General features: G+C 71.9%; 27 protein-coding genes. 11 read left to right on the top strand and 16 right to left on the bottom strand.

The features are described from left to right. Positions 1 to 7: 7 nt before the first annotated feature. The 11 genes from KY5_RS34635 to KY5_RS34585 all read right to left on the bottom strand — a co-directional run bounded on the left by KY5_RS34635 (position 8) and on the right by KY5_RS34585 (position 10244). A complete protein-coding gene (locus KY5_RS34635) occupies positions 8 to 904 on the bottom strand; it encodes an arginase family protein (RefSeq protein WP_098245900.1) in 897 nt (298 codons plus the stop codon). Between the two features lie 33 nt (positions 905 to 937). Next, positions 938 to 1483 carry a GNAT family N-acetyltransferase gene (locus KY5_RS34630; protein ID WP_098245899.1) on the bottom strand — a complete coding sequence of 182 codons (546 nt, stop codon included), beginning with the start codon at positions 1481 to 1483 and terminating at the stop codon, positions 938 to 940. Between the two features lie 43 nt (positions 1484 to 1526). Beyond that, positions 1527 to 2012 (bottom strand): RICIN domain-containing protein, encoded by a 486-nt coding sequence (locus tag KY5_RS34625; protein WP_159072669.1) that lies wholly within the window; start codon positions 2010 to 2012, stop codon positions 1527 to 1529. A 114-nt stretch (positions 2013 to 2126) separates the two neighbouring features. Further along, positions 2127 to 2447 (bottom strand): hypothetical protein, encoded by a 321-nt coding sequence (locus KY5_RS34620; RefSeq protein ID WP_234363261.1) that lies wholly within the window; start codon positions 2445 to 2447, stop codon positions 2127 to 2129. Between the two features lie 2 nt (positions 2448 to 2449). Further along, positions 2450 to 2695 (bottom strand): DUF1049 domain-containing protein, encoded by a 246-nt coding sequence (locus tag KY5_RS34615; protein ID WP_098247671.1) that lies wholly within the window; start codon positions 2693 to 2695, stop codon positions 2450 to 2452. Between the two features lie 121 nt (positions 2696 to 2816). Then, a complete protein-coding gene (locus KY5_RS34610; protein ID WP_234363003.1) occupies positions 2817 to 4586 on the bottom strand; it encodes a CocE/NonD family hydrolase in 1770 nt (589 codons plus the stop codon). Positions 4587 to 4770: 184 nt separating this feature from the next. Then, positions 4771 to 5715 carry a S66 peptidase family protein gene (locus tag KY5_RS34605; RefSeq protein ID WP_098245896.1) on the bottom strand — a complete coding sequence of 315 codons (945 nt, stop codon included), beginning with the start codon at positions 5713 to 5715 and terminating at the stop codon, positions 4771 to 4773. Next, complete coding sequence (locus KY5_RS34600) at positions 5712 to 7697, bottom strand: prolyl oligopeptidase family serine peptidase (protein WP_098247670.1); 1986 nt, start codon at positions 7695 to 7697, stop codon at positions 5712 to 5714. Before KY5_RS34600 ends, KY5_RS34605 begins: the two co-directional genes overlap by 4 nt. Before the next feature lie 26 nt (positions 7698 to 7723). Further along, entirely contained in the window at positions 7724 to 9082 is a 1359-nt protein-coding gene (locus KY5_RS34595) for a M20/M25/M40 family metallo-hydrolase (RefSeq protein ID WP_098245895.1), read from the bottom strand. After that, positions 9075 to 9908: a M55 family metallopeptidase gene (locus KY5_RS34590; protein ID WP_098245894.1), complete on the bottom strand. Its 834-nt coding sequence runs from the start codon at positions 9906 to 9908 to the stop codon at positions 9075 to 9077. Before KY5_RS34590 ends, KY5_RS34595 begins: the two co-directional genes overlap by 8 nt. A gap of 66 nt (positions 9909 to 9974) precedes the next feature. Beyond that, positions 9975 to 10244: a hypothetical protein gene (locus KY5_RS34585; protein ID WP_098245893.1), complete on the bottom strand. Its 270-nt coding sequence runs from the start codon at positions 10242 to 10244 to the stop codon at positions 9975 to 9977. Positions 10245 to 10483: 239 nt separating this feature from the next. Here KY5_RS34585 and KY5_RS34580 point away from each other — a divergent pair, with 239 nt between their 5' ends. After that, positions 10484 to 11638, top strand: a complete 1155-nt coding sequence (locus KY5_RS34580; RefSeq protein WP_098245892.1) for an agmatine deiminase family protein — start codon at positions 10484 to 10486, stop codon at positions 11636 to 11638. Positions 11639 to 11674: 36 nt separating this feature from the next. Here the strand turns inward: KY5_RS34580 and KY5_RS34575 are convergent, their stop codons facing one another. Together KY5_RS34575 and KY5_RS34570 are read right to left on the bottom strand one after the other, a co-directional pair. Beyond that, on the bottom strand, positions 11675 to 12106 hold the full coding sequence (locus KY5_RS34575) for a PPOX class F420-dependent oxidoreductase (protein ID WP_098245891.1): 432 nt from the start codon (positions 12104 to 12106) through the stop codon (positions 11675 to 11677). A 2-nt stretch (positions 12107 to 12108) separates the two neighbouring features. After that, positions 12109 to 13023, bottom strand: coding sequence for an NAD(P)-binding domain-containing protein (locus tag KY5_RS34570; protein ID WP_199843679.1), 915 nt, complete (start codon positions 13021 to 13023; stop codon positions 12109 to 12111). An 83-nt stretch (positions 13024 to 13106) separates the two neighbouring features. On the opposite strand from KY5_RS34570, the gene KY5_RS34565 reads away from it, so the two are divergent. After that, the gene (locus tag KY5_RS34565) at positions 13107 to 13466 is read left to right on the top strand and encodes a MerR family transcriptional regulator (protein WP_098245889.1); all 360 of its coding nucleotides are present in this window, start codon (positions 13107 to 13109) and stop codon (positions 13464 to 13466) included. 87 nt (positions 13467 to 13553) lie between these two features. Beyond that, positions 13554 to 14390, top strand: a complete 837-nt coding sequence (locus KY5_RS34560) for an NAD(P)H-dependent oxidoreductase (protein WP_098245888.1) — start codon at positions 13554 to 13556, stop codon at positions 14388 to 14390. Here the strand turns inward: KY5_RS34560 and KY5_RS34555 are convergent. Continuing rightward, positions 14376 to 15353: a kinase gene (locus tag KY5_RS34555; RefSeq protein WP_234363260.1), complete on the bottom strand. Its 978-nt coding sequence runs from the start codon at positions 15351 to 15353 to the stop codon at positions 14376 to 14378. The two genes, KY5_RS34560 and KY5_RS34555, sit on opposite strands and share 15 nt — an antisense overlap. A 166-nt stretch (positions 15354 to 15519) precedes the next feature. Between KY5_RS34555 and KY5_RS34550 the strand changes: the two genes are divergently transcribed. The 6 genes from KY5_RS34550 (at position 15520) to KY5_RS34525 (ending at position 21562) form a co-directional block, all read left to right on the top strand. Continuing rightward, on the top strand, positions 15520 to 16512 hold the full coding sequence (locus tag KY5_RS34550) for a pyridoxal-phosphate dependent enzyme (RefSeq protein WP_098245886.1): 993 nt from the start codon (positions 15520 to 15522) through the stop codon (positions 16510 to 16512). A gap of 50 nt (positions 16513 to 16562) precedes the next feature. Further along, complete coding sequence (locus KY5_RS34545; RefSeq protein WP_098245885.1) at positions 16563 to 17402, top strand: Rossmann-like domain-containing protein; 840 nt, start codon at positions 16563 to 16565, stop codon at positions 17400 to 17402. Continuing rightward, positions 17399 to 18667: an MFS transporter gene (locus KY5_RS34540; protein WP_234363002.1), complete on the top strand. Its 1269-nt coding sequence runs from the start codon at positions 17399 to 17401 to the stop codon at positions 18665 to 18667. Before KY5_RS34545 ends, KY5_RS34540 begins: the two co-directional genes overlap by 4 nt. An 86-nt stretch (positions 18668 to 18753) precedes the next feature. Continuing rightward, the gene (locus KY5_RS34535) at positions 18754 to 19773 is read left to right on the top strand and encodes a FecCD family ABC transporter permease (RefSeq protein WP_098247668.1); all 1020 of its coding nucleotides are present in this window, start codon (positions 18754 to 18756) and stop codon (positions 19771 to 19773) included. 1 nt (position 19774) lies between these two features. Beyond that, the gene (locus tag KY5_RS34530) at positions 19775 to 20548 is read left to right on the top strand and encodes an ABC transporter ATP-binding protein (RefSeq protein WP_098245884.1); all 774 of its coding nucleotides are present in this window, start codon (positions 19775 to 19777) and stop codon (positions 20546 to 20548) included. A gap of 15 nt (positions 20549 to 20563) precedes the next feature. After that, positions 20564 to 21562, top strand: a complete 999-nt coding sequence (locus tag KY5_RS34525) for an ABC transporter substrate-binding protein (RefSeq protein ID WP_098245883.1) — start codon at positions 20564 to 20566, stop codon at positions 21560 to 21562. Position 21563: 1 nt separating this feature from the next. Here the strand turns inward: KY5_RS34525 and KY5_RS34520 are convergent, their stop codons facing one another. Both KY5_RS34520 and KY5_RS34515 read right to left on the bottom strand, forming a co-directional pair. Continuing rightward, a complete protein-coding gene (locus KY5_RS34520) occupies positions 21564 to 22421 on the bottom strand; it encodes an SMP-30/gluconolactonase/LRE family protein (protein ID WP_098245882.1) in 858 nt (285 codons plus the stop codon). Next, the gene (locus tag KY5_RS34515) at positions 22421 to 23188 is read right to left on the bottom strand and encodes an IclR family transcriptional regulator (RefSeq protein WP_098247667.1); all 768 of its coding nucleotides are present in this window, start codon (positions 23186 to 23188) and stop codon (positions 22421 to 22423) included. Before KY5_RS34515 ends, KY5_RS34520 begins: the two co-directional genes overlap by 1 nt. A 218-nt stretch (positions 23189 to 23406) precedes the next feature. On the opposite strand from KY5_RS34515, the gene KY5_RS34510 reads away from it, so the two are divergent. Then, positions 23407 to 24585 (top strand): mandelate racemase/muconate lactonizing enzyme family protein, encoded by a 1179-nt coding sequence (locus tag KY5_RS34510; RefSeq protein WP_098245881.1) that lies wholly within the window; start codon positions 23407 to 23409, stop codon positions 24583 to 24585. Continuing rightward, a complete protein-coding gene (locus tag KY5_RS34505) occupies positions 24582 to 25595 on the top strand; it encodes a zinc-dependent alcohol dehydrogenase (RefSeq protein WP_098247666.1) in 1014 nt (337 codons plus the stop codon). The genes KY5_RS34510 and KY5_RS34505 overlap by 4 nt, the downstream gene beginning before the upstream one ends. Positions 25596 to 25656 lie beyond the last annotated feature (61 nt).

The raw sequence follows: 25656 nt of genomic DNA, 5'->3' as shown, positions 1-25656 counted from the left end.
CTCCCGGTCAGGATTCCGCAAAGGCGGCCACGAGGAGGTCCGCGAGGAGGTCGCCCGCCGCGCCCGACGGGTCGAGGTCGGGGTCGTAGATGGTGAGGTTCAGGCCGACGCAGCGCGGCGAGTTCACCAACGGCCGCAGCAGCGCGAGGAGTTCGTCGGGGAACAGTCCACCGTCGTCGGGGCTGTCGACGGCGGGCATCACGGTCGGGTCGAGCACGTCGGCGTCCAGGTGCACCCAGAAGCCGTCGAGGACGGGCACTTCGAGGGTCTGCACGACGGCGCGGGCGACGGTGTCGGGGCCCCACTGCCTGATCTCGCCGACGGTGGCGTTGGAGATCTTCAGGTCCCTGAACTCGGCGCGGTCCTCGTCGTCGTCCCGCATCCCGAAGAGGCGTACGTCCTCGTCGCGCAGATAGGGCCGCAGCCCCTCGATGTCGGTGAGGTCGGCCTGGCCGCGCCCGGTGGCGAGGGCGAGTTCCTCGCCGCCCGCGGCGCCGACGCTCGGGGAGTTGCCGGTGTGCCGGAAGTCCGCGGAGCCGTCGACGGCCGCGATGCCGTACCGCCCCATGCGGCGCAGTGCGAGTGCCGCGCCGAGCTGGATGGAGCAGTCGCCGCCGAGCACGACGAGGAAGTCACCGGCGCGTACGTGGTGTTCGATCCGGTCGGCGAGCCGCACCGTGTAGGAGGCGATGGCGTCCGCGTTGAAGACGCCGTCGCCCTCCTGCCAGTCCCCCCTGTCGTAGCGCGGCGGCACCACGACCCCGCCCTCGAAGGCGCCGAGCCTGCGCAGGATCCCCCGCTCCCGCATGGCCCCGGCCAGCTTGTAGCAGCCGGGCACGGTGCCGGGGGCGGGTGGGCGCAGGCCCAGGTTGGAGGGGGCGTCGACGACCACGATGTTCCGCATGCGGCTCATCCTGCGGCACACGGCCTTGGGCCTTCAAGACCTTTCCGGCCCGGCGGTGACGGCCCAGCGTTCGTGGTCGCGCCAGGCCCCGTCGATGAAGAGGAAGTCCGGCGAGAAGCCTTCGAGGCGGAAGCCGCCGCGTCGGGCGAGCGCGAGGGAGGCGGCGTTGCCCGGCTGGATGTTGGCCTCCAGGCGGTGCAGGTCGAGGGGGCCGAAGGCGTACGCCTTGACGAGGTCGAGCCCCTCGGACATCAGACCGCGCCCCGCGGCGTGAGCGAACGCGCCGTATCCCAGGGCGCCGCAGCGGAACGCGCCCCGGACGATGTTGTTGATGTTGATGAAGCCGCCGATGGCGCCGCTGTCGCGCGCGCAGACCAGGAACCCGGCCTTCGTCGGGTCCTCGACGAGCACCCGGGCGTAGGCGCGATAGGCGTCGTCCCCGGACGGCGGAAAGAGCCAGGGCCTGTGCAGGTCCCGGCTCTCTCGCGCACGGGCGGTGAACTCGGCGGAGTCCGCCTGGGTGAAGTGGCGTATGCCCACGCGGGGGCCTGTGGCGAGGTAGTTTGCGCGGTCGGACATCCGGCCACGCTATCCGCAGCGGTCGGCCCTCACGCGCCGGGCGTCACGCGGGCGCGGGCACGTCCCAGCGCTGCCAGGCCACCTCCGCGCAGTTGCGCAGGTTGATCCCGGCGTGCTCGCTGGGGTCGCCGTCGTTCTGGATGCTCAGGCACTGGCCGTTGACCTGGGTGGTCAGATGCGAATTGGCCACGTCCCAGCGCTGGTTGGCCTGGCCGTGGCAGTCGCCGACGACCTGGGCGGGGGCGTTGGGCTCGCCGTTGCGCACGTCGAGGCAGTGCAGCTCCGCGCGGTTGCGCAGCGTCCTGCCCTGCCAGAACCAGAGCTGGTTGCCGGTGCCCCGGCAGCCCTGTACTTCCACGTTGTCGCCGTTGGAGGCCAGGCACTTGCCGTGCAGGCCGCTGTGGATCTCGAAGTCGCCCGCGATCGCCGCGGGTGCGTGCTCGGCCGCGTAGCCGGACTGCGTGGTGGCGAGGAGGGGCAGGGCAGCGAAGACGAGCGCGGCCATGCCGCGCATCAGGTTCTTTGTCACGGAGCAGGGTGTATCGGGCAAAGGGCAGGTTCCGGAATGCCAGCGAACCGGAACCCACCCGTCCGAGGGAAGGATTTCACCGCCGAAACGACACTGCTCGGGCGCCCTGACCGGCTACTTCTTCGGGCACCTCTCGCCGTTCTTCACGACGCCGATGGTGACGGGGCCGCCGTCGAGCCGCTGCCCCGCGGCCGGGGACTGGGTGCACACCTTCCAGCTCAGCGGCCACAGGACGTGCCGGTGGGCTCCGCCGATGTCGCGCACGTCGACGCGGGTGCGGTAGTCCAGGGTCGAGAAGACGTGCATCAGGCCCCGCCCTCTGAGCTCCGGCATCGGCGGGCCCGCGGCGGCCGCCGTGGTCACCGCCATCAGGGTCGCGGCGGCCGCGCCGCCCACGACCACGCCCGCGCGCCGCACCCGCGGCCCCACCGACATCCTCACTTGCGCCTCCGGACGAAGTAGGCCCCGCACAGGGCACCGATCAGTGCCGTGCCGAGCAGTGCCATCCACAGCGGCAGGGTCACTTCGGGGATCAGCAGGCGGATCTTGGTGCTGCGGGTGTTCTCGAAGATGAAGACCAGGGTGAGGACGGCGATCGCGGCGACGGCCACCCTGCCGGGCGTCATCAGCCCGCCGCCCGCGCCGCCGCTCTTGGAGCCACCCGTGGAGGTGTTGGGGCTCATGGTGTGGACCCTTCCGTCGGAGGTACGTCCGGCCTCCCCCGGCACCAGCATGGGCAGCTGGGCCGGGTTCGCGCGCGGTGGGCGTGTCTCCGGGGTGGGCCGGTGGGCCAAGCGGGTGACGTCAGTCGGTGACGACCGGCAGGTCCAGGACGCCGGTGTCCCCGGGCGCACTGGTCACCGTGACCGGCTTGACGCCCCTGTTCCCGCCGTACGCCCCGTCGCTCGCGGCCACCACGAACTGGAGCCTGTGCCCCTTCTCGTACCGGTGCACGACGCCCGGCAGCGAGACGGTGAACGGCTTGGTCACGTCCGGCACCCGCACCGGCGAGACGAGCCGGTGCACCAGGGTCTTCTTGCCGTCGGGCGCGACGTCGTAGAGCTTGGCGAAGAGGACCAGCTTGTCGGCCGCGTCGCCGGAGTGCTGCACGCGCTCGGTCTTCGGCGAGATCACCTCCAGGGTGGCCCTGGGCGCGCCCACCACGTCCACCGCGTCGGCGAAGGGCTCGGTCGTCCAGTCGAGGTAGGTGCCCCTGGTGTCGCGCGGCGCGGGGTCGGGCAGGCCGATGAGCCCGGCGAGGGAGGATTCGGAGTGGCTCGTGGGGATCAGCCAGTTGCGGTACTCACGGCTGCCGCGCGCCACCTTGGCGCGGTCGTCGACCAGCTTGCCGTCGCCGGAGAGGTACAGCTTGCGGCTCAACGCGGGGACCTTGGCGGCGGTCGCGTAGGTGCTGTCCGGGTCGCCGATCCAGTCGCGGTAGTAGGCGAAGGCGGGCCCGGTGTCGACGCCCTTCTTCTGCTGGAGGTAGCGGTCGAACCAAGCGAGGATGCGCTTGCCGACGTAGGAGGACTCCAAGTTGCCCTTGCTCAGGTCGAGTTCACCGGATGCCGGGTCCTTCATGCCGCCGCTGTGCCCCCAGGACTGCCAGATCATCTTGGCGGTGGTGCCCTGTTTCGTGAGCGTCTTGTACGTGGCCTCGGCCTCGTTGAGGTTGAAGAGGGTGTCGGCCTGGCCCTGCACGAGCAGCGTCGGCGCCTTCACCTTGCTCAGGTACGAGACCGGGGAGACGCTCCGCGCGTACTTCTGGAGGGCCTCGGTCCTGTCGGCCGGGTAGCGTCCCGAGTTGAGCGTGCGGATCGTCTCGCAGGCCCCGGTGGCGAAGTGCAGGCAGTCGAGGCGGTTGATGCGGGAGGGGTCGAGGCTCGGTTCGAGCAGCGGCTGGCCCTCGCCGATGAGGTAGAAGCCGTTCATCCACTGCCACTTGGCGGCGCCCGGCACGCTCCGGTCGGCGGCGTTGTTGGGGTCGAGCGAGTACGCGAGGTCGTTCCAGGTGATCATCGGGACGAGGGCGTCGACGCGGTGGTCCACGGCGGCGGTCGCCATCTGGACGGCCCCGCCGTATGAGCCGCCGAGCATGCCGACGCGCGGGTCGCCCTTGCCGTCGGAGGTCACGTAGTCGACCTCGGTGCCGTCGTCAGCGGACCGCTTCCCACCGAGGAAGTCGAGGAGGCCGGAGGCCGCCCTGCCGTCGATCTCGGGGTCGTCGAGGGTGATGAGGCAGCCAGACCTGCCGAAGCCGAGGCCCGAGTAGACGAGCCCGACGTAGCCGCGCTCGGCGAACGCCTTGCCGACCGCGGCGGTCGACCCGTCGGACTTGCTGCCGCCGAAGCCGTTGGTGGAGAGCACGGCGGGCGCGGGGTGCGCGGCGTCCACGCCCGCGGGCCGGTACAGATCGGCGTCGACCGTGCAGCTCCTGCCGCCCGCCTGCACGGTGAACTTCAGGGCGGTGACGGTGTACTGGCCCGTCGCGCCCGCCGGTGCGGGTGCGGCGACGGCGAGCGGCGCGGCGAGCGCGGCCGCTGCGGCGAGGGTCAGGGCACGGCGACGGGACAAGGAGACCTCCACGCTGAGGGCGGCCGACGACGGGCGGTCACCGGTGGCTACTGACCGGTCAGTACCGGCCGAAGTCATGCTGTGACACGTGTCAGGGGGAGGTCAACGACCGTGACAGCGGTTTCTGTCGGGAGATTCCGTGAAGGGCCGCCCCCGTGGTGAACGGGCGGGCCCTCGGCGCACGTCACACGAGCGCGGGCACGTCGAGCGTCAACGTCCGCGCGTCCGCGTCCAGTTCGCCCGGCACCCCGAACGGCACCGTCAGCGCCCCGTCGCAGTGCCCGAAGCCGAACTCCTCGACCACCGGCACGCCGAGCCCGCCGAGCCGGTCGGCGAAGAGCGCCCGCACCTCGTCGTACGGCTCGCACTCCTTCCAGGAGCCGAGCACGACGCCCGCGACGCCCGCCAGCCAGCGGGCGCGCAGGAGCTGGGTGAGGACGCGGTCCAGGCTGTACGCCTCTTCCCCGATGTCCTCGACGCACAGCAGGCCGCCGCGTGCGGAGGCGCGCGCGTGCGGGGTGCCGAGTTCGGCGGCGAGCAGCGACACGCAGCCGCCGAGCGTGACGCCCCGGGCCCGGCCGCCGACCAGCGCGCGAGCGCCGGGGGACGCGGCCCGGATCACCCGCGCCTCCTGCGGCGCGAACAGCGTCGTACGCAAGTGCTCCTGGGTCCGCGCGTTCTTGAGGAAGTCGAGCACGGCCGTCATGGGCCCGTGCAGCGTGGCGACGCCGAGCCGGTTGGCGAAGGCCTCGTGCAGCGGGGTGATGTCGCTGTAGCCGAGGAACACCTTCGGCCCGTGGCTCCGCGTCGCCGCCCGCATCGCGGACCAGTCGACGAGGTCGACCATCCGCTGGGCCCCGTACCCGCCCCTGGCACAGAACACCGCGGACACCGACGGATCGCACCAGGCCCGCGTCAGGTCCCCGGCACGGGCCGCGTCGGAGCCCGCGAGGTACGCGAACTCTGGGTGCCCGTCCAGGACATGGGGCATGACGACGGGGTCGAGGTCCCAGCCGCGCAGGATGTCGAGGCCCGTCTGGAGCGCGTCCTCGGGGACGGGGCCGCTGGGTGCCACGACGGCGACCCGCGCGCCGGGAACGAGGCGCGCGGGCCGGACGAGCGGTCTCACTTGGCGAGCTCCAGGGTCGGCACGCGCCCCGCCAGGTCGATCCTGAACACCTGCGCGTACAGGGAGAGTTCGGCCTCCAGGGCGCGGATCATGGTGTCGGCGCGACGGAAGCCGTGCCCCTCCCCCTCGAAGGCGATGTAGGCGTGCGGGATGCCGCGCCCCTCGATCCTGGCGAGGAACCGCTCGGACTGTCCGGGCGGGCAGATCACGTCGTCGAGCCCCTGGAGGAGCAGGAACGGCGCGGTGATCCGGTCGGCCTGGGTGACCGGCGAGCGCTCCGCGTACCGCCCCGGCACCTCGTCGAGCGGGCCCACGATGGAGTGCAGGTACTGCGACTCGAAGTCGTGGGTCTCCCCCGAACCGAACGCGGTGAGATCGAGGACGGGGTAGATGATCGTCCCGCAGGCGTAGACGTCGGTGCCGGTCAGCGAGGCCGCCGTGGTCCAGCCGCCCGCGCTGCCGCCGCGGATCGCGAGGCGGTCGCGGTCGGCGGTGCCCTCGTCGGCGAGGGCGAGGGCGACCGCCGCGCAGTCGTCGACGTCGACGATGCCCCACTGCTCGCGCAGCCGGTTGCGGTAGGCGCGCCCGTACCCGGTCGAGCCGCCGTAGTTGACCTCGGCGACGCCGATGCCGCGCGAGGTGAAGTAGGCGATGGCCAGGTCGAGCACGAGCGGCGAGCGGCTGGTGGGCCCGCCGTGCGCCCACACCACGTAGGGCGGCAGTTCGTCGTCGGGGGCGACGTGTCCTGGGTGGTGCGGCGGGTAGACGTGCGCGTGGATCTCGCGTCCGGCGGGGCCCGCGAAAGTGCGGATCCGCGGCTCCGGGTAGTACGTGGGGTCCACCGGGTCGTCGTGGGCGGCGCCGATCACGCGGGCGCGTCCCGTGCCGGTGTCCAGTTCCACCACTTCGTACGCGCTGCGCGGGCTCGCCGCGACGCCGACGACGCGGGAGCCGTGCGCGACGACGGTGGCCGCCCACTCCGTCCAGGGGCCCGCCGCGTCGACGACCTCGCCGGTCTCGGGGTCGAGTATGCCGAGCGCGGTGGCGCCCTTGCCGTGCACGACGGCGATCAGGCCGCTCTCCAGCGGCGCGAACCAGCTCAGGCCGATCATCCAGAGCGGCCCCGCGAACTCCTCCTGGCGCGGACAGAGCGCGTCGGCGCGTGCGCTGTCGTCGGGCGCCGCGCGGTACAGGTTCCACCAGCCGGTGCGGTCGCTGGAGAAGAGCAGCCGCCCGTCCTGCGCCCACTCCACCTGCGCGACGGACTCCTCGGGGCCGCCCGCGAACGTCCGCGCCGCGCCGAAGGTGCCGTCCTGCCGCACCTCGGCGAGCATCAGCTCGGTGCCGTCCCAGGGCATCCGCGGGTGGTCCCAGGCGAGCCAGGCCGCGTGGGAGCCGTCGGGCGAGAGGCGCGGCCCGGTGACGAACCGGTGCCGCCCGTCGGAGAGTTCACGCACCGCGTCCCGGTCGTCGGCCGCCGAGCCGTCGAGCGGCACCGCGGCGATGACGCGGCGCACGTCGGTGGGCGCGGGCCCGGTGAACTCCTCCAGGACGCACCACACTTCGCCCCGCTCCGCGCGCAGCACCGGATCGGCCCAGCGCAGCCCGCCGCCCACGGCGGAGAGCGGGGTGAGGGGGCGCGGTCCGGCGCCGGGCGTGTCGGGTTCGTACGCGTACAGACGCTGGTCGGCGAAGTTCACGAAGACCACGAGCGGGCCATCGGGGAGCTCGGTGCCCGCCCAGGGGCGGCCGCCGTACTCCACGACCCTGCTGCGCACGTTCCACGGCGCGGGCAGCACGGACTGCTCCGTGCCGTCGGGCAGCCGCCGCACGAGGGCCCGCCGTCCCGCCTCGACCGGCCGTGGCTCGGTCCACCACGCCTCGGCGCCGACGAATCCCGCGAACCCCGGCGCGCCGTCATGGGTGGCGGCGAGCTCGGCGTCGATGGGTGACGGCCATGATCCGTACGCCCGGGTCTGCATCATGTCCTTTACTTCCCCCATTTTTCCTAGGCCGTGCGCAGATAGCGGTCGAGGACACGGACGCCGAAGTGCAGCGCGTCGACGGGGACGCGTTCGTCGACTCCGTGGAAGAGCGCCTGGTAGTCGAAGTCCTCCGGTGTCCTCAGCGGCGAGAAGCCGTAGCCGGTGATGCCGAGCCTCGAGAACTGCTTGGCGTCCGTGCCGCCCGACATGCAGTACGGCACGACGTGTCCCTCGGGCGCGAACTCCTCGACGGCCGCGCGCATCTTCGCGTACGTCGGCGAGTCGACCGGCGCCTGCAGCGCCACCTCGCGGTGGTGGAACTCCCAGTCGACGTCAGGGCCCGTGAGCCGGTCAAGCGTGCTGCGGAACTCTTCCTCGCCGCCGGGCAGAAAGCGGCCGTCGACATAGGCCACCGCTTCCCCGGGGACCACATTCACCTTGTAACCCGACTGCAGCATCGTCGGGTTGGCGCTGTTGCGGACGGTCGGCTCGACGAGCGCGGCGGTCGGACCGAGCTTCTCGAGCAGTGCGTCCACGTCGAATCCGGGCGCCTCCGGGTCGGTCTCCAGGCCGTAGAGCGTGGCGAGTTCGACGAGCGAGGCGCGCACGGTCGGGGTGAGCCGCACCGGCCAGCGGTACTCCCCGATGCGGGTGACGGCGGCGGCGAGCCTGCTCACGGCGTTGGCCCGGTTGACCTTCGAGCCGTGGCCCGCGGTGCCGCGCGCGGTGAGCTTGAGCCAGCCGGTGCCGCGCTCGCCCGCCGCGATGGGGTAGATCCGGTTGCCACGCCCGTCGTGGAAGGTGAAGGCCCCCGACTCGCTGATGCCTTCCGTGCAGCCCTCGAAGAGCGCGGCGTGCCGGTCGGCGAGGAAGCCGGAGCCGTCCTCGGCACTGGCCTCCTCGTCGGCGGTGAAGGCGATCACGATGTCGCGCCTGGGCCGCACACCGGCGCGCGCCCACCCCCGTACGACGGAGAGGATCATCGCGTCCATGTTCTTCATGTCGATCGCGCCGCGGCCCCAGACGACGCCGTCGCGGACCTCCCCGGAGAAGGGGTCCACGCTCCAGTCGGCGGCCTCCGCGGGCACCACGTCCAGGTGGCCGTGGACGAGCAGCGCGTCGGCCGACGGGTCGGTGCCCTCGATGCGGGCGACGACGTTGGTGCGTCCCGGGGTGCGCTCCAGGAGGGTGGGGGCCAGGCCGACGTCGGCGAGACGCTCGGCGGCGTACTCGGCGGCGGGCCGTTCGCGGCAGTCGCCGCTGCCCCGGTTGGTGGTGTCGATGCGGATCAGGTCGGAGGTGAACGTCACGACCTCGTCGAGGGCGCGGGCGTCCACCGAGGGGTCGCTGTCCTGCTCCTGGGCCTGCTGCTGGTCAGCCATACTGCTCCTCCACGGCGGCAGAGGCGATCGTGGTAACCGCCTTGAAGGTACGGATCCCCTCGTACATCGTCTCGCTGACGTAGGCGACCTTGCGCTCCCCCGTACGGCGCACACCGGGTACCACGGTCGCCGCCATCGACAGGTGTTCCGCGTCGAACTCGACCTCCACGGTGAACGGCCCTTCGGCGGCCGGTGTCCCGCGTCCGGCGAGCGCGGCCGCCTCCTTCGCCGCCGCCCTGATGTCGGCGGCGGTGCGGGCCGGGGTGCGGCAGACCGCCGCGTACCGCGAGACGTGGTCCTTGACGGCGACCTTCAGCGCGCCGGGCGCGTAGCCGAGCGCGTCCTCGCAGGCCAGGTCGTCGCCGGTGACGAGCACGACGGGCACGCCGTACTCGGCGACGACGCGCGCGTTCAGGAGCCCCTCGCTGGCGCGCACGCCGTTGAGCCACACGCCGGTGATCTGGTTGGCCAGGTAGGTGTGCGCGAGGACGCCCTCCATGCCCGCGCCCGCGTGGTAGCCGATGAACGCGATGCCGTCCACGTCACCGTGCTGCACGCCCTCCACCATGGACAGCGACTTGTGCCGCCCGGTGAGCATCTCGGCCCGTTCGTCCAGCTCTTCGAGGAGCAGATTGCGCATGGTCCAGTGCGCCTCGTTGATGAGCACCTCGTCGACGCCGCCGTCGAAGAAGCCGAGCACGGCGGCGTTGACGTCCGAGGTGAACAGCGACCGGCACCGCTCCCATTGAGCGGTGCCGGGCAGCACGTCGGCCGGCCAGGTCACTCCCGTGGCGCCCTCCATGTCGGCGCTGATGAGGATCTTCATGGCGCCCCACCGTACTCGCCGCCGGATTCCCGGGCCACGGTCAGTTCGCGTGCCGGGCGATCAGGCTCAGCGCATCCATTCCGAGTAGAAGTTGGGGAGGCCGGGCTGGGGGTCGCTGACGCAGGTGGCCTCGTGGTACTGGGGGTTCAGTGCCAGGTCGCTCTGCATCTGGTCGTAGCAGGCCTGCCAGGAGTCGTACGACTCGCCGCCGACGGGCTGCCAGCCGTCGCCGGGCGGGGGGCCCGCGGCGAAGGCGGTGGAGCTGGTCAGCGGGATGGCGATCGCCGCCGCTCCGACGGCGAGACCGATACCGACACGGGTGCGCCAGGACTTCATGGTTGACTCCTTGCTCGTCGGCCCGTTCCGCGCTGGTCACACGCGGAAATGGGGCGAACCGACCGTTCCATCGTGACGCTTCGGGCTCGCCCCTCTCCAGAGACTCAGGGGCACCTCCGAGGCACGAACGGGCACAAAAGGAGTGTCCTGGCGTACGTCTTGAGCAAGCTTGTCCTGAGGCGCCCTCGCGCGCCGACGGCAGACTCGTCCCCCCCCCCTCACGATCATCGGAGTTCACCGTGCGCCGCTTCCTCCCCTCCCGCCGTTCCGCCCTGCGTACGACCGCCGGAATCGGCGCCGTCGTCCTGGGCGCCTCGGCCTGCGGCCCCGGCGACTCCGTGGCCGGTGCGAGCCCCGCGGGCGACGAGGACGCGGCGACCGAGGGACGCCGGATGGGCGCCGAGTGGGAGAGCCACGCGCGCACCTTCATGTCGTGGCCCGCCCTGGAGTCGGTGTGGGAGGACGACCTCCGCTACGTACGCGAGGACATCGCCCGCATCGCCCGTGCCGTCGCGGAGTACGAGTACGTCGTGATGATGGCGAGGCCCGACCAGCTGAAGGCCGCCCAGAAGGCGTGCGGACGCGACGTCGAGGTCATCCCGCTGGCCGTGGACGACCTGTGGGCCCGCGACACCGTGCCGGTGTTCGTGGAGGACGACGGCAAGGTCACCGGCATCGACTTCAACTTCAACGGGTGGGGCGACAAGCAGGAGCACGGCAACGACGGCCAGGTGGGCCGCAAGCTCCTGGCCGAGTACGACATCCCCCGCAAGAAGGCCCCGCTGGTCGCCGAGGGCGGCTCGTTCGAGACCGACGGCGAGGGCACGCTCCTGATCACCGAGAGCTCGATCGTCAACGACAACCGCAACCGCGGCAAGAGCCGGGACCAGATCGAGGACGAGCTCAAGCGGACGCTCGGGATCAAGAAGGTCATCTGGCTGGCCGGTGTGCGCGGGCAGGACATCACCGACGCGCACGTGGACAGCCTCGTACGCTTCACCGCGCCCGGCGTGGTGCTCCTGGACCGGGCGCACCCCGACACGCCCGCCGACTCCTGGTCGCGCGCCGCCGACCAGGCGAAGTCCGTGCTGAGCAAGGCGACCGACGCCAAGGGCAGGCCCTTCGAGATCATCGACCTGCCGCAGCCCGACCTGTACGAGATCACCGGCGAGGGCGACGACTTCGTGTCGACGTACGCCAACTTCTACGTCGCCAACGGCTCGGTGTTCCTCCCCGAGTTCGGCGACCGCAAGGCCGACAAGCGGGCGAAGAGCATGCTCCAGGAGCACTTCCCCAAGCGCGACGTGGTGCAGATCAACATCGACACCATCGCCTCCGGTGGCGGCGGCATCCACTGCTCCACGCACGACGAGCCGGGCAAGCCGGTCGACTGAGCAGAACGTTCCGCGTCATCGCTGGGGCGCGCGGCGTCAGCCGAGGCGAGCGCCGTAGACGTGGTCGACGGTCATCACCATGAGCACCCTGCGGTCGGCCACCATGACCGACCGGTACTCGTCCCAGTCCGGGTGCTCACCGGCGGCGCGGCGGTAGTAGTCCACCAGTGCGTCGACCTCGGCGCCGTGCGGGTCCCGAGAAGGTCCCGTCAGGGTGGCGACGCCCTCGGCGGTGGCCCACTCCTTGCCGCCGGGCCCCGTCACCTCCAGCGTGGCCCGGGGGTCCCTGCGCAGGTTCGCGGTCTTGGCCCGCCCCTCGGTCATCGAGACGTAGAGGACGCCCGCCTCCTCGTCGTAGAAGGGCGTGACGGGCGAGAGCTGCGGGCGGCCGTCGGACTTGATCGTGGCGAGCACGCCGAGCCTGCTCCCGGCGAGGAGGGCGCGCGGGCTGAAGGGTGTCGAGGTCATGGTCACTTCCCTGAGTGCGTGCGGATCCCTGAGTGCTTACGGAACTGTTCGATCAGCGCCGGATAGCCGCTGCCACCGTGCCCTTCGGCCACCGCCCGGTCGGCAAGGGCCTTGATGAACCTGGGGAGTTCGGCGTTCACTCCGAGGAACTCGCTCTCGTGGATGAGGTGTTCCATCGTGGCCAGATGGGTGTCGATGGCGGCGTCGTCGGCGGGGTACGCGCCGTCGTCGATCTGTCGCGCGTAGCCGGGCAACCAGTCGGCGACGGTTCCTATTCCCTGCGTGATGAAGGGGGCGAACGTCGTGGCGTCCACCCCTGCCGTGCCGAGCAGCGCGGCACCTTGCAGGAAGCCGTTGAGGATGCTCCACATCATGACGAGGCCCGCCGCGTCGTACAGGGAGGCGAGGCCGTGGTCGGCGCCGAGGAACGTCGTTCCCGCGCCGAGGGAGCCGAGGGCGGTCGCGTGCGGGTCGAAGGCCGACTTCGGCCCGCTCAGCAGGACGACGGCGTCCGCCGTGCCGATCGCGGCGGGTCCGGCCATGATCGCGCCGTCGAGGTAGTCGGCGCCCAGGTCACCGGCCCACGCGCCGCTGTCGCGGGCCTGGCTGGAGGTGCCCGAGGTCAGGTTCACCAGGGTGCGTCCCCGCAGGGCCGTGTCGTCGAGCGGGTCGAGGAGCGCGTGCACGGCGTCGTAGTCCGAGACGCAGACGACCACGAGCGGACTGGCCGCGACCGCTTCGGCGACCGATCCCGCGCTCTTCGCGCCGTCGGCGACGAGCCGTTCGGTCTTCGCCGTCGTCCGGTTCCATACGGTCGTGGGGTGTCCCGCGCGCAGGAACGCCCCGGCGAGTGCCTGGCCCATGAGGCCCAGGCCGATGACGGTCACCGGGGTCTGCTCGGTCTCGTGGTTCCGCATCATGCGCCCTTTCGTAGAGGGGTTGTCGGGCATGGCAGAATCGTCAACCTTCATACCGGTGTGAAGGTCAAGGGGGATGTGGCGTGCTGATCGGAGAACTGAGCAGACGGACCGGAGTGCACGCGCACCAACTGCGGTACTACGAGGCCCAGGGCCTGCTCACACCCGACCGGGGCAGCAACGGCTACCGCGACTACGGCGACGACGCCGTGCTGACCGTGCGGCAGATCAGGAGCCTGCTCGAAGCCGGTCTCTCGACGCAGGAGATCGCGTACATGCTGCCCTGCGCCGTGGGTTCGGGCCCGGACTTCTACTTCTGCCCCGACCTGCTCGACGTGCTCCGGGGGCGCCTGCGCGGGCTCGACGACACCATCGACACGCTGACCCGCTCGCGCGACGTCCTCCACGACTTCATCGAAGCGACCGAGCGGCGGGCGGCCTAGCTTCTCAGGGGTCATGGCCAGATCCTTGCGGACCATGTCCATCCGGCCGGTCGTCGCTGCGCGGGAGCCCCGCGCAGGATCGGGGGCATGAAGATTCTCTGGGTATTCGCCCATCCCGAACAGTGCTCCCTGAACGGCTCCCTGATGGCCGAGGGCCTGCGCACGCTGACCGGCCTCGGGCACGAGCACCGCGTCAGCGACCTGTACGCCATGGGCTGGAAGCCCGTCGTGGACGGCGAGGACTTCGGGGACGGCGCGCACGAGCGGCTCTTCGTGGGACGGGAACAGGAACGCGCCTACCGGGAAAGGCAGTTGAGCCGGGACATTCGCGCCGAACAGGAGAAGATCGCCTGGGCGGACACACTCGTCTTCCAGTTCCCGCTCTGGTGGTTCGGGCCGCCCGCGATCCTCAAGGGCTGGTTCGACCGCGTCCTGGTCCAGGGCTTCGGATTCGGCGTCGAGGGGCCGGACGGGCGGACCCTGCGGTACGGCGACGGGGGCCTCGCGGGCAAGCGCGCACTGATCGTCACCTCGGTCGGCGCCCGGGAGTCGGGCTTCGGCCCGCGCGGCATCCACGGGTCGATGGAGGAGGTGCTGTTCCCGCTGCTGCACGGCACGTTCTGGTACACCGGCATGGCCGCGCTCCCGCCGTTCGTGGTGTACGGCGCCGACCGGCTCACGGAGGCGGGCTTCTCGCGCACCACGGCGGCCCTGCGTGAACGCCTGCGCACCCTGGACACCACGGAGCCGCTGCCCTTTCGGCACGAGAACGGCGGGGAGTACGACGAGCATCTGGTGCTGCGCCCTGACATCGCGCCGGATCTCACGGGAGTCGCGGCGCACCGCGCGCGGGACGGCGAGATCCCGCCGGGCCCGCGCGAGCACGAGCGGGCGGGCGCCCTCGCGGGCTCACGTACGCGCTGAGTCCGAGGGGTCGCCCCCGGTGCGGAAACTCAAGGTCCGGTAGACCTGCACGCCCCCTCCCCCGCCACCGACCCCCGCGACCTCCTCGCACGCCTGGGCCGCCGCCGTGACGCGGCGCGTGTACGAGGGGTCCGTGGCGTCGAGCAGTACGCCCAGTGTCGTACCGCTGTGTCCGACGGCGACGCCCAGGCCGCCGACCTCGCGACAGATCGCCCGCATCGGCTCCAACGCGCGCTTGTGCCTGAGGCGTTGGTTCAGCAGCGCACTGCGGGTCGCGACCCTGCCGACCTCCGCGAGGTCGTGCGTGCGCACCGCGTCGGTGAGCCGTCCGAGCAGGTCGGCGTAGGCGCGCCGGTCGGCGGGCGTGAACGGTTTGGGGATGCGGTTGAAGTCCACGGTGTCGACCGAGCCACCCTCGTCGATGCCGACCACGGCCATGGCGGGCAGCGAGCCGAGGACTGCGCGGAGGCGCACGGTGCGGTGGTGGAAGGCGACGATCGCGGGGTAGAGCACGCCGTCGGTGGGTTCGATCCTGGAGAGCAGGCGCTCGATCCTGGCGGGCGGCATGGGAACGCCGAGGGCCCTGCCGACCGCCCGCGCGGTGGCGACGAGGTCGGCGGAGGAGCTGGCGAGCCCCTTGCCCTCGGGAATCACGCTGCTCACCGTGAGCACGCCGCCCCCTACCGGCCGCGCGCCCACCGGTGCCGCCTCCGCGATCATCCGGGCGAGCCCGAGCGCCTTGGTCTTGTGGTGCGGGCGGACCTCGATATCGCCGGACGCGGAGCCGGATCTGAAGGTCGCCATGGTCCAGCGGGCGACCGGCAGGGTCACGAGGAAGTCCCCGTCCCGCTCGGGCAGTTGCCCCTGGAGCAGTTCGCCGAAGGTGCCGAACGCGGTGCCCACTCCCGTTCGTACGGGGCCTCGGTCCGATCGGCGGGGCCGGGCCGGGGCCTCCTGGTACAGCGTCACGCGATTCCTCCCTCGTACGGCGATGCGCCGACCCTACACGGTCTTGACAATCATTTTCATCTAGTGTGATGCTCTCGGCGTCCCGGGGAGCGGCACACGCAGCGACGCCCTCCCCCAGGCACCTCCTGCCCTCACCACGTCCCTCTGGGGGATCTCCGTCATGCACGCGCACATCGCCGAAGCGGTGAAGAAGCCCGACCTCATATCCCTCGCGCCGGACCTGGCCTGCCTCCGCTTCGAGACCATGAAGATCTACTCGGCCCTCGGCGCCGTCCGGCAACTGCTCGAATCGGGCGCCGTCGAACCGGGCGACACCCTCGTCGACAGCTCCAGCGGCATCTACGCGCAGGCCCTCGCCCTGGCCTGCCACCGCTACGGAATGAAGTGCCACATCGTGGGCTCCACGACCGTGGACCGCTCCACCCGCGTCCAGTTGGAGATACTCGGCGCCACCCTCGAACAGGTCCCGCCGTCCCGGAACCTCCGCCTCGACCAGGAGCTGAGGGTGCGCAGGATCGCCGAGATCCTGGCCGACAACCCCTCGTACCACTGGATGCGGCAGTACCACGACGACATCCACTACACCGGCTACCGCGAGGTCGCCGACGCCATCGACCAGGACCTGCCCACCGGGCCGCTGGCACTGGTCGGCGGCGTGGGCTCGGGTGCGTCGACCGGCGCCCTCGCCACCTATCTGCGCGCGGCGGGCCGCGATGTCTCGCTCGTCGGCGTGCAGCCCTTCGGCAGCGTCACCTTCGGCTCCGAGCACGTCGCCGACCCGGACATGATCATCGCCGGGATCGGCAGCGCCATCGAGTTCCGCAACGTGCGGCACGAGCTGTACGACCGGGTGCACTGGGTCAACTTCGAGTGCGCCCTGTCCGGCGCGGTCGCGCTCCTGCGCACCAGCGGCATCTTCGCCGGGCTCTCGGCGGGCGCCGCCTACCTCGGCGCGCTGTGGGAGCGGCGCGGGGACGACTCGCGCACCTACGTCTTCATCGCGGCCGACACCGGTCACCGCTACGTCGAGAGCGCCTACGCCCGGCACGAACAGGCCCTGGACATCGACACGTTGAAGCCGCACGAGATCACCTCGCTCGACCAGCTGCGCCACCCCTGGTCCACCGCGCCGTGGCCCGCCACCGCCTCCTGACCCGCCGACCCGCCCCTCAAGACAGCACAGAGACCACAGAGAGCACCCACATGCCGCACTCCCCACCCCGGACCGTCGCCGAACTCACCGACGCCGTCCTCGCGGGCGCCCACGGCCCCGACCCCAGGGACCTGACGGTCACCAGCGCCTTCTGGCTGTACCACACGACCCGGCTGGCAGGCGGCGACGTCACGTACCACAACCACTACCTGCTGCTCCGCGTCGGCGACGCGTTCGGCGCCTGCTCCTTCGAGGCCGGTGAACTCTCCCCGGAGTTCTGCGAGAACGCCTCGGGGCATTCCCTGGACAAGCTCCTGCGTCATGAGTGCGCGCCCGTGCGGACCGCCGCGCTCGACGCCTACCTGGCCCGGGTCCGGCCGCACCGCGACGCCGACGACGCCGAGCGCGTGCTCCTGCCCACCGGTACGCCCGAGGTCAGGGCCGAGGCCCGGGACGCCGCGATCGCCGGTCTCCTCGACATCGCGCCCGGCGCGCGGGTCGCCCTGATCGGCGTCGTCAACCCCTTGGTCGCCGCGATACGGGAGCGGGGCGGCGTCTGCCTGCCCTGCGATCTGAACCTGCGCACGACCGCGTGGGGCGAGCCCGTCAGCGACGACATGACCGAGGTCATCGCGAGCGCCGACGCGGTGGTCGCCACCGGCATGACGCTCAGCAACGGCACCTTCGACCTGATCCTCGCGCACTGCGTCGAGCACGAGGTGCCGCTGGTCGTCTACGCCCAGAGCGGCAGCGCGGTGGCCCGCGCCTTCCTCGGCGCGGGCGTCACCGGACTCAACGCGGAACCGTTCACGTTCTCCCAGTTCAGCGCCGACCCCACGCCCATGTACCGGTACCGCGCCGACCTCGCCTCGAACGGAGCGGGTGCGTGAGCGTCGACGCCGTCAAGAACCCCGCGGGAAACGAAGCCGACGAGCCCCTGCCCGGCGATCTGCGCATGGCACGGACGCTGTGGCCCGTGCTCCTCGCCTCCGCCGTGGGCCTGCTGCCCTTCACCGTCTTCAGTACGTATCTGGTGCCCATCGCCGACGAGGCGGGCAGCGGCGTCGCCGCGATGGGCGGACTGCGCGGACTCGGCGGTCTGGCCGCCCTGTTGGTGGGTACCGCGCTCGCGCCGCTGATCGACCGGGTGCCCAGGCGGTGGGCGGTGGCGGGCGGACTCGCCGCGCTCGGGCTCTCCTCGGCGCTCGGCGCGAGCGGCGACTTCCTGCTGCTCGCCGTGTTCTGTCTGCTCGTCGGCGCCAGTACGTCCGTCCTGAACCCGGCGCTCACCGCCGCGGCCGCCGACCGCTTCGGCACCGGCAGGGCGGCGGGCCGTGCGGCGACCCTGGTGACCGCCACCCAGTCGATGACGGCGATGCTCGCGGCCCCGGTGATCGCGCTGCCCGCGCTGATCTGGGGCTGGCGGGGCGACCTGTTCGCGGTGACCGTGCTCTCGCTGCTGCTCGCGGTGGTGTTCGTGCTGCGCCGCGAGGACACCTCGGTCGCGGACGAGACCGCTTCCGGCGGTCAACGCCTGGGCTACATAGCCTCGTTCAGGGCTCTCGGCGCCGTGCGCGGCGTCGTACCGCTGCTCCTGATCGCGCTCCTGCGCACCGCCGTGTTCATGGGATACCTGTCGTATCTCGCGGCGTTCTACGAGGAGCGGTTCGACCTGGACGCCGGGCTCTTCGCGTTCGTCTGGACGCTGAGCGGCGCGTCGTTCTTCGTCAGCAACCTCCTCACCGGGCGGCTCACCAACGCGGCCGAGCCGCGCCTCGGCACCGAACGGCTGCTGTTCATCGGCCTGTTGGCGGCGCTCGTGTCCGTCGTGGGCTTCTACTTCACGCACTGGCTGCCGCTCGCCCTCGCGCTGACCTCGCTGCACGCGGCGAGCCACGCCGTCGTCGCGGCCTGCGCGGTGAGCCTGGTCGTACGGCGCTGCGGGCCTGGGCTGCGCGGTGCGGCGCTGGGCATCAACGCCGCGGGGATGAGCCTCGGCGTCTTCGTCGGCGCCGCGCTCGGCGGCGCGGGCCTCGGGCTCGCCGGATATCCGGGGGTCGCCGCGGTGTTCGGGGCGCTCGTCGTCGCCGCCGTCGGAGCGGCCGTGCTCGTGCTGCGCGCCGGTCCCGCCCGCAAGGAGGCGGAGGCCGCGTGAGCACGACCGTCGAAGCGCCCGCCCGGTCCGTCCCGCGCGTCGGACCTTCCGGCGTACGGGGCCGGCTGGCCTCCCCCGGGGCGCTCCTGCTGACCTGTGTCCTTCTCTTCCTGCTCCTGGCCGTCTCCGTCGTGGTGGCGATCGGGCTCGGTGCCGCGGTGGTCACCCCCGGCGAGACCGCCCGCTATCTGTGGGCCGCGCTCACCGGCGGCCGGATCGGCGCCGACGAGAGCACGACGTACCAGATCATCTGGCAGATCCGGACGCCGCGCGTACTCCTGGCCGCGCTTGTCGGGGCCGGTCTGAGCGCCGTCGGCGTGGCCATCCAGGCGATGGTCCGCAACGCGCTCGCCGACCCCTTCGTCCTCGGTGTCTCGTCGGGCGCGTCGGTGGGCGCCGTCGCGGTGACCGTCACCGGAGGGCTCGCCGCGCTCGGCGTGTACGCCGTGTCCGCGGGTGCCTTCGCCGGTGCGCTCGTCGCCTCCTTCCTCGTGTACGCCGCCTCGGCCAGCAGGGGCGCCCTCTCACCGCTGCGCCTGGTGCTCACGGGGGTCGCCCTGTCCCTCGGCTTCCAGGCCGTGATGAGCGTGATCATCTACTTCGCGCCCGACAGCGAGGCGACCGGCATGGTCCTGTACTGGACGATGGGCGGCTTCGGCGCTGCCAGTTGGGGCGCGCTGCCCGTCGTGTCCGCGGTGGTCCTGCTCGGGCTCGCCGTGCTGTACCGCCACGCCCGCTCCCTGGACGTCCTCTCGCTCGGCGACGAGACCGCCGCGAGCCTCGGTGTCAGCCCCGACCGGCAGCGCACGTCGCTGCTCGTCCTGGTGTCGCTGATCACCGGCGTGATGGTCGCCGTCAGCGGCGCCATCAGCTTCGTGGGGCTCGTCATGCCGCACCTGGTGCGGATGGTGGTCGGCACCACGCACGCGCGGGTGCTTGCCGTCGCGCCGCTGGTCGGCGCGGTGTTCATGGTCTGGGTCGATCTGCTGTCCCGGACGGTGGTCGCGCCGCGTGAACTGCCGCTCGGCGTCATCACCGCTCTCGTCGGGGTGCCGGTGTTCATCACGCTCATGCGCCGCAAGGGCCATGTCTTCGGGGGGCGTTGAGATGGACCTGCGCATCGAAGGGCTCGGTGTCGACATCGACGGGATGAGCCTGGTGCACGACCTCTCTCTCGACGTGCGCTGCGGCGAGGTGGTGGGCCTCGTAGGACCGAACGGCAGCGGCAAGTCCACAGCGCTGCGCTGCGTGTACCGCGCGCTGCGCCAGGACCGGGGCACCGTCCGGGTCGGTGACGACGACATCAGCCGTCTGCCGATGCGCCGCAGCGCGCAGTTCGTCGCCGCCATGACGCAGGACGGCGCCGTCGACCTGGACTTCACCGTCGAGGAGGTCGTCGCGCTCGGCCGTGCGCCGCACCAGCGGGGCAACCAGGCACTCGGCGAGCGTGAACGGGCCCTGTGCGTCCGGGCGATGGAGCGGCTCGGCATCCACCACCTGGCGGGGCGCGGCGTCCTCACCCTGTCCGGCGGGGAGCGCCAGCGCGTGCTGCTGGCCCGTGCGCTCGTCCAGGAGCCAAAGATCCTGGTGCTCGACGAGCCGACCAACCACCTCGACGTGCGCCACCAGGTCGAGGTCCTCTCCCACCTGCGCGGCGCGGCGCCCACCGTCCTGGTCGTGCTGCACGACCTGAACCTCGCGGCGGCCGCCTGCGACCGGCTCGGCGTGCTGTCACAGGGACGCCTCGTCGCGTCGGGGACGCCCGCGCAGGTCCTCACGGAGGAGCTGGTGGCCGAGGTGTTCGGCGTCCGGGCCACCGTCGTGCCGCATCCGCTGACGGGCGACCCGCAGCTTCTGTACTCCCTGCACTCCACCCCCTGAAAGGCACCGACTCCCATGCACCACACCCGATCCATCGCCCTGGGCTCCGCGCTCGCGGCCACCCTGGTCCTCAGCGGCTGCGGCGCCGACGTCGCGTCCGACGCCGACGCCGAGGGCTCGAAGACGACCACCGTGCAGCGCTGCGGCGAGGACGTCGCGTACAAGGTCCCTCAGCGCGCGGTGGCGTACGAGGGCGGCAGCGCCGACAAGCTGTTCAGCCTGGGCCTGACCGAGCACGTGCACGGATACGTGATGCCGCCCGCCAACCCGCCCGTGAGCGAGTCCCCCTGGGCGTCCGAGTACGCCAAGGTGAAGATGCTCGGCGACGACCTGCTCAACAAGGAACTCGTCGTCCAGGCCAAGTCCGACTTCGTCGTCGCGGGCTGGAACTCCGGCTTCAGCGACCAGCGCGGCATCACCCCGAAGATCCTGGACAAGCTCGGCATCCAGAGCTTCCTGCACACGGAGAGCTGCTTCAACTACCCGGGGTTCCCGCAGAAGGTCACCCCGTTCAACGCGCTCTACAGCGATCTGGAGCGGCTCGGGAAGATCTTCCAGGTCGAGAAGAGGGCGGACCGGGTCGTCGGCGACCTGAAGAAGCGCGTGGCGGCGGTGGCGGCGAAGGCGCCCAAGGGCGGCAGTCCCGTGCCGGTCTTCCTCTACGACTCCGGCACGGACAAGCCGTTCACGGCGGGCAGCCAGGTGCCGCCCAACGACATCATCAAGACGGCGGGGGGCAGGAACGTCTTCGACGGCCTCGACGAGCGCTGGACGCAGGTGAGTTGGGAGTCCGTGACCAAGGCCGAGCCCGAGGTCGTCATCATCTTCGACTACGGCGACAAGCCCGCGAAGGAGAAGATCGAGTTCCTGAAGAACTCCCCGCACACCAAGGAGCTGCCCGCCGTCAGGAAGAACAACTTCTTCGTCCTCGACTACAACGAGGGCATCAGCGGGCCGCGCGACATCGACGGCCTGGAGAAGTTCGGGAAGTACCTCCGAGAGCTCAAGGGCTGAGCTAGCCCGCGAAGGCGACGCCCGGCATGCCGCGGCCCGCGTCCGGCACGACCAGGACCGAGCCCGACAAGGGGTGCGGGCGGTCGAGCCCGGTGCGGGCCGTGGTGACGTAGAGGTCCCGCAGGTCCCGGCCGCCGAAGGCGCAGGCGGTGGGGCGGCGCACCGGAAGCGCGACGGCGTGGTCGAGCCGGCCGTCCGGGGCGTACGCGCGGACCTCGGCGCCGTCCCACAGCGCCACCCAGACGCGCCCCTCGGCGTCGACCGTGAGCCCGTCGGGGAAGCCCTCACCCTCCTCGATGGACGCGAACGGGCGGCGGTTCAGGGAGCGTTGGGAGTCAGGGTCGTAGTCGAAGACGTCGACGCGGCGGGTGGGGCTGTCGACGTAGTACATGAGCCGTCCGTCCGGGCTCCAGCCCGTGCCGTTGCTGACGGTGACCTCGCCGGGCTGTGCGGTGACGGTGCCGTCGGGGGCGACCCGGGCGAGGCCGCCGCCGCCCGGCGCCTCGTCGTAGCGCATCGTGCCCGCCCAGAGCGCGCCGTCGGGGGCGACCGCCGCGTCGTTGCCGCGCCTGCCGGGCACCGGGTCGCGCACCAGCCAGTCGAAGGACGCCCCTCCGGGGCCGTACAGGCCGACGCCGTCCCTGAGGTTGACCACCAGGCCGCCGCCCGCGCGCGGCTTGGCCGCGCCGACGTGCTGCTCCGTGGCCATGACCGTGCGCCTGCCGGTCGCGGGGGCATACGTGTGGACGCGGGAGGCGAGGATGTCGACCCAGACGAGGTGTCCGGCGGCGGGGTCCCAGGTGGGGCCCTCACCGAGCACGGCCTGCTCGCGCACCGCCACCTCGTACGCGCGGCCCATCACGCGCCCCGGTGGCCGAGGCGGACGGACAGGTCGGCGGCGCCCTTGACGGCGAGTCCGGCCAGTTCGCCCTCGCGCTCCTCGCTCCAGCGGATCATCGGTACGGAGATGGAGAGCGCCGCGACGACCCGGCCCGAGCGGTCCCGCACCGGCGCGGCCACACAGCTCACGTCCGGGTTGGACTCCTGGTGCTCGACCGCGACGCCGCGCTCCCTGATTCCGGTGAGCGCGGCGAGCAGCTCCGCCGGATCGGTGATGCTGGCCGGGGTCATCGCGGTGAACTCCCTTCCGCGCAGGCGCGATTCGAGCTGATCACCGGGGAGCGAGGCGAGCAGCATCTTGCCGACGGACGTGCAGTGCGCGGGCAGCCTGCGGCCCGCCGCGGAGACCATGCGCACGGCGTGCGTGGAGTCGACCTTGGCGATGTAGATGACGTCGGTGTCCTCCAGGACGGCGACGTGCACGGTCTCGTCGCAGGTCTCGGCGACCTCGCGGGCCACCTGCTGCCCCTCGGCCGCGAGGTCGAGCTGCTCCGCGTACCGGCTGCCGAGCTGGTAGGTGCGCACGCCCAGGCGGTAGCGGCCCGGCTGGTCGGGGATCTGGACGAGGTAGGAGCGGGCGGCCAGGGTGGTGAGCAGCTCGTGCACCGTGGTGCGCGGCAGCTGGAGCTTGCGGGTGACCTCGGGCGCGGAGAGCGTTCCCTCGCCCTCCAGGAACAGTTCGAGTATGTCCAGCGACCTGGTCACCGCGGGCACCAGTCGTCCCATGAGTTCGGCCTCTCCCACCCTGCGCGTCCGGAATACCGGCCGCTGATCGGTATGACGAACACAGGGTAGGCACGCGGCAGTTCGCGGCGCAATGGCCGTCGACGGTCCCTCCGGGCCGTTGTGCGCGACCCATTGACACCTTCCTGCCGCCGTGAATACCGTCACGCCACCATTTCGAACGTGTGACGAAATACCGAACAAGTCAAGGGACAACTGCCTTGCGCATTACGGGAATCAGCACGCACGTGGTCGGCACGCCCTGGCGCAATCTCACCTACGTCCAGGTGCACACCGACGAGGGTCTGACCGGTGTCGGCGAGACCCGCATGCTCGGCCGCACCGACGCGCTCATCGGCTACCTCCGCGAGGCGGAGGCCCACCACATCGCCGGATCCGATCCGTTCGCGATCGAGGATCTCGTGCGCAGGATGAAGTACGGCGACTACGGCAGGGCGGGCGAGATCGTCATGTCCGGCATCGCCGTGGTCGAGATGGCCTGCTGGGACATCAAGGGCAAGGCGCTCGGGGTGCCCGTGTGGCAGCTGCTCGGCGGCAAGGTCACCGACCGCGTGAAGGCGTACGCGAACGGCTGGTACACCACGGAGCGCACCCCCGAGGCGTACCACGAGGCCGCCCGCGGGGTCATGGAGCGCGGCTACCGGGCGCTGAAGATCGACCCCTTCGGGACGGGCCACTACGAGCTCGACCACGAACGGACCCGGTACGCCGTGTCGTTGATCGAGGCGGTGCGCGACGCGATCGGGCCCGACGCCGAGCTGATGCTGGAGATGCACGGCAGGTTCTCGCCCGCCACGGCGATCCGGCTCGCCCGCGACCTCGCGCCGTTCCGGCCCGCGTGGCTGGAGGAGCCGGTGCCGCCGGAGAACCTCAAGGCCCTGGAGAAGGTCGCGGCGCGGGTGGACATGCCGGTGGCGACGGGCGAGCGGATCCACGACCGGATCGAGTTCCGCGAACTGTTCGAGAGCCAGGCGGCCGACATCATCCAGCCCGACGTGGGCCACATCGGCGGCATCTGGGAGACCCGCAAGCTCGCGGCCACCGCCGAGACGCACTACCTGCTCGTCGCCCCGCACAACGTCGGCGGCCCGGTCCTGACCGCCGCCTCCCTCCACGTCGGCTTCACCGCACCGAACTTCAAGATCCTGGAGCACTTCAACGACTTCGCGGACGCCGACATCAAGAAGGTCGTCAAGGGCGCCCCCCGGGTCGACCCGGAGACGGGCTGCTTCGAGCTGTCGCACGCGCCAGGACTCGGCGTCGAGCTCGACGTCGACGCGGCGGCGGAGTTCCCGCAGCAGCAGGCGCGGTTCGACCTGTGGGCCGAGGGCTGGGAGAAGCGGGCGCCGGGCGGGGCGGCGGACGGGGGCGGGGAGTGAGCAGCCGCGCGATCGTCGTCGAGCGGCCGGGTGAACACCGGCTGGTCGACAGGGACATCCCCGCCCCGGGCCCCGGAGAGGTCCTCGTCCGGGTGGCCGCCGCGGGCATCTGCATGAGCGACCGCGAGGTGTACGACGGGCATCGCGACGCGGCGTACGTGCGCTACCCCGTGATCCCCGGCCACGAGTGGTCCGGGACCGTCGCGGCGGTCGGCGCGGGCGTCGATCCCGGGCTGCTCGGGCGCGGGATCGTCGCCGAGGGGTTCCGGGCGTGCGGTGTCTGCGAGCGGTGCCGGTGCGGGGAGACGAGCCTGTGCACCGGCGGGTACGCGGAGACCGGCTTCACCGAACCCGGCGCCTTCGCCGACCATCTGACCGTGCCCGCACGGCTGTTGCACCTCCTGCGCGACGACGCGGACCTGCGGGCCGCCGCCCTTCTGGAACCGGCCGCGGTCGTCGCGGCGGCGGTCCGGGCGGGGCGGCCGCGGGCCGGTGAGCGGATCGCCGTGGTCGGCGCGGGGACGCTCGGGCTGCTCGCGGTGCAGTTGCTCGCGGCCTACGGCCCCGGTGAGCTGGTGGTGGTCGATCCGCGCGGGGCGCGGGGTGCGCGGGCGCGGGAGTTCGGGGCGACCTCGGCGCTCTCCCCCGGCGAGGCCGAGTCCGCGCGGGGGGCCTTCGACCTCGTCGTGGAGACCGCGGGGGCGCCGACCACTGCCGCGTCGTCGTGTCTGCTCGCGCGCAGGGGCGGGCGGGTCGTGCTCACCGGGATGTTCACGGAGGAGGCCGTGGGGATCGATCCCGTGCATCTTTCTCTTAGTCAGCTGGAGGTGCGGTCCGTGTTCGGGGCGGCGTCCGCGGACTGGGCGGATGCGGTGCGGGCGTTCGGGGTGGGGCTCATCGATCCCGCGTCGCTGATCACGCATGAGTTTCCTCTGGAGCGGTTCGGGGAGGCGGTGGCTCTTGTCGGTGGGGGTGATCCCGCGACCGGGAAGGTGCTTTTGCGCCCTTGAACCGTGGGGTGCGGGCCGGTGGTGGCTGGTCGCGCAGTTCCCCGCACCCCCAAGCACCGCC

Origin of the sequence: Streptomyces formicae (genome assembly GCF_002556545.1) — a bacterium.
Lineage (GTDB): Bacteria > Actinomycetota > Actinomycetes > Streptomycetales > Streptomycetaceae > Streptomyces > Streptomyces formicae_A.
The sequence above is the reverse complement of the archived record's forward strand: the minus strand, read 5'-3'. Positions and strand labels throughout refer to the sequence as shown.

Bases quoted from the DNA above. Each gene is read 5' to 3' on its own strand.
- KY5_RS34630 (WP_098245899.1), bottom strand. From the start codon at position 1,483: ATGTCCGACCGCGCAAACTACCTCGCCACAGGCCCCCGCGTGGGCATA.
- KY5_RS34590 (WP_098245894.1), bottom strand. From the start codon at position 9,908: ATGAAGATCCTCATCAGCGCCGACATGGAGGGCGCCACGGGAGTGACC.
- KY5_RS34560 (WP_098245888.1), top strand. From the start codon at position 13,554: ATGAAGATTCTCTGGGTATTCGCCCATCCCGAACAGTGCTCCCTGAAC.
- KY5_RS34595 (WP_098245895.1), bottom strand. From the start codon at position 9,082: ATGGCTGACCAGCAGCAGGCCCAGGAGCAGGACAGCGACCCCTCGGTG.
- KY5_RS34585 (WP_098245893.1), bottom strand. From the start codon at position 10,244: ATGAAGTCCTGGCGCACCCGTGTCGGTATCGGTCTCGCCGTCGGAGCG.
- KY5_RS34620 (WP_234363261.1), bottom strand. From the start codon at position 2,447: ATGTCGGTGGGGCCGCGGGTGCGGCGCGCGGGCGTGGTCGTGGGCGGC.
- KY5_RS34600 (WP_098247670.1), bottom strand. From the start codon at position 7,697: ATGCAGACCCGGGCGTACGGATCATGGCCGTCACCCATCGACGCCGAG.
- KY5_RS34570 (WP_199843679.1), bottom strand. From the start codon at position 13,023: ATGCGGAACCACGAGACCGAGCAGACCCCGGTGACCGTCATCGGCCTG.
- KY5_RS34520 (WP_098245882.1), bottom strand. From the start codon at position 22,421: ATGGGCCGCGCGTACGAGGTGGCGGTGCGCGAGCAGGCCGTGCTCGGT.
- KY5_RS34545 (WP_098245885.1), top strand. From the start codon at position 16,563: ATGCCGCACTCCCCACCCCGGACCGTCGCCGAACTCACCGACGCCGTC.
- KY5_RS34635 (WP_098245900.1), bottom strand. From the start codon at position 904: ATGCGGAACATCGTGGTCGTCGACGCCCCCTCCAACCTGGGCCTGCGC.
- KY5_RS34550 (WP_098245886.1), top strand. From the start codon at position 15,520: ATGCACGCGCACATCGCCGAAGCGGTGAAGAAGCCCGACCTCATATCC.
- KY5_RS34525 (WP_098245883.1), top strand. From the start codon at position 20,564: ATGCACCACACCCGATCCATCGCCCTGGGCTCCGCGCTCGCGGCCACC.
- KY5_RS34515 (WP_098247667.1), bottom strand. From the start codon at position 23,188: ATGGGACGACTGGTGCCCGCGGTGACCAGGTCGCTGGACATACTCGAA.
- KY5_RS34530 (WP_098245884.1), top strand. From the start codon at position 19,775: ATGGACCTGCGCATCGAAGGGCTCGGTGTCGACATCGACGGGATGAGC.
- KY5_RS34615 (WP_098247671.1), bottom strand. From the start codon at position 2,695: ATGAGCCCCAACACCTCCACGGGTGGCTCCAAGAGCGGCGGCGCGGGC.
- KY5_RS34575 (WP_098245891.1), bottom strand. From the start codon at position 12,106: ATGACCTCGACACCCTTCAGCCCGCGCGCCCTCCTCGCCGGGAGCAGG.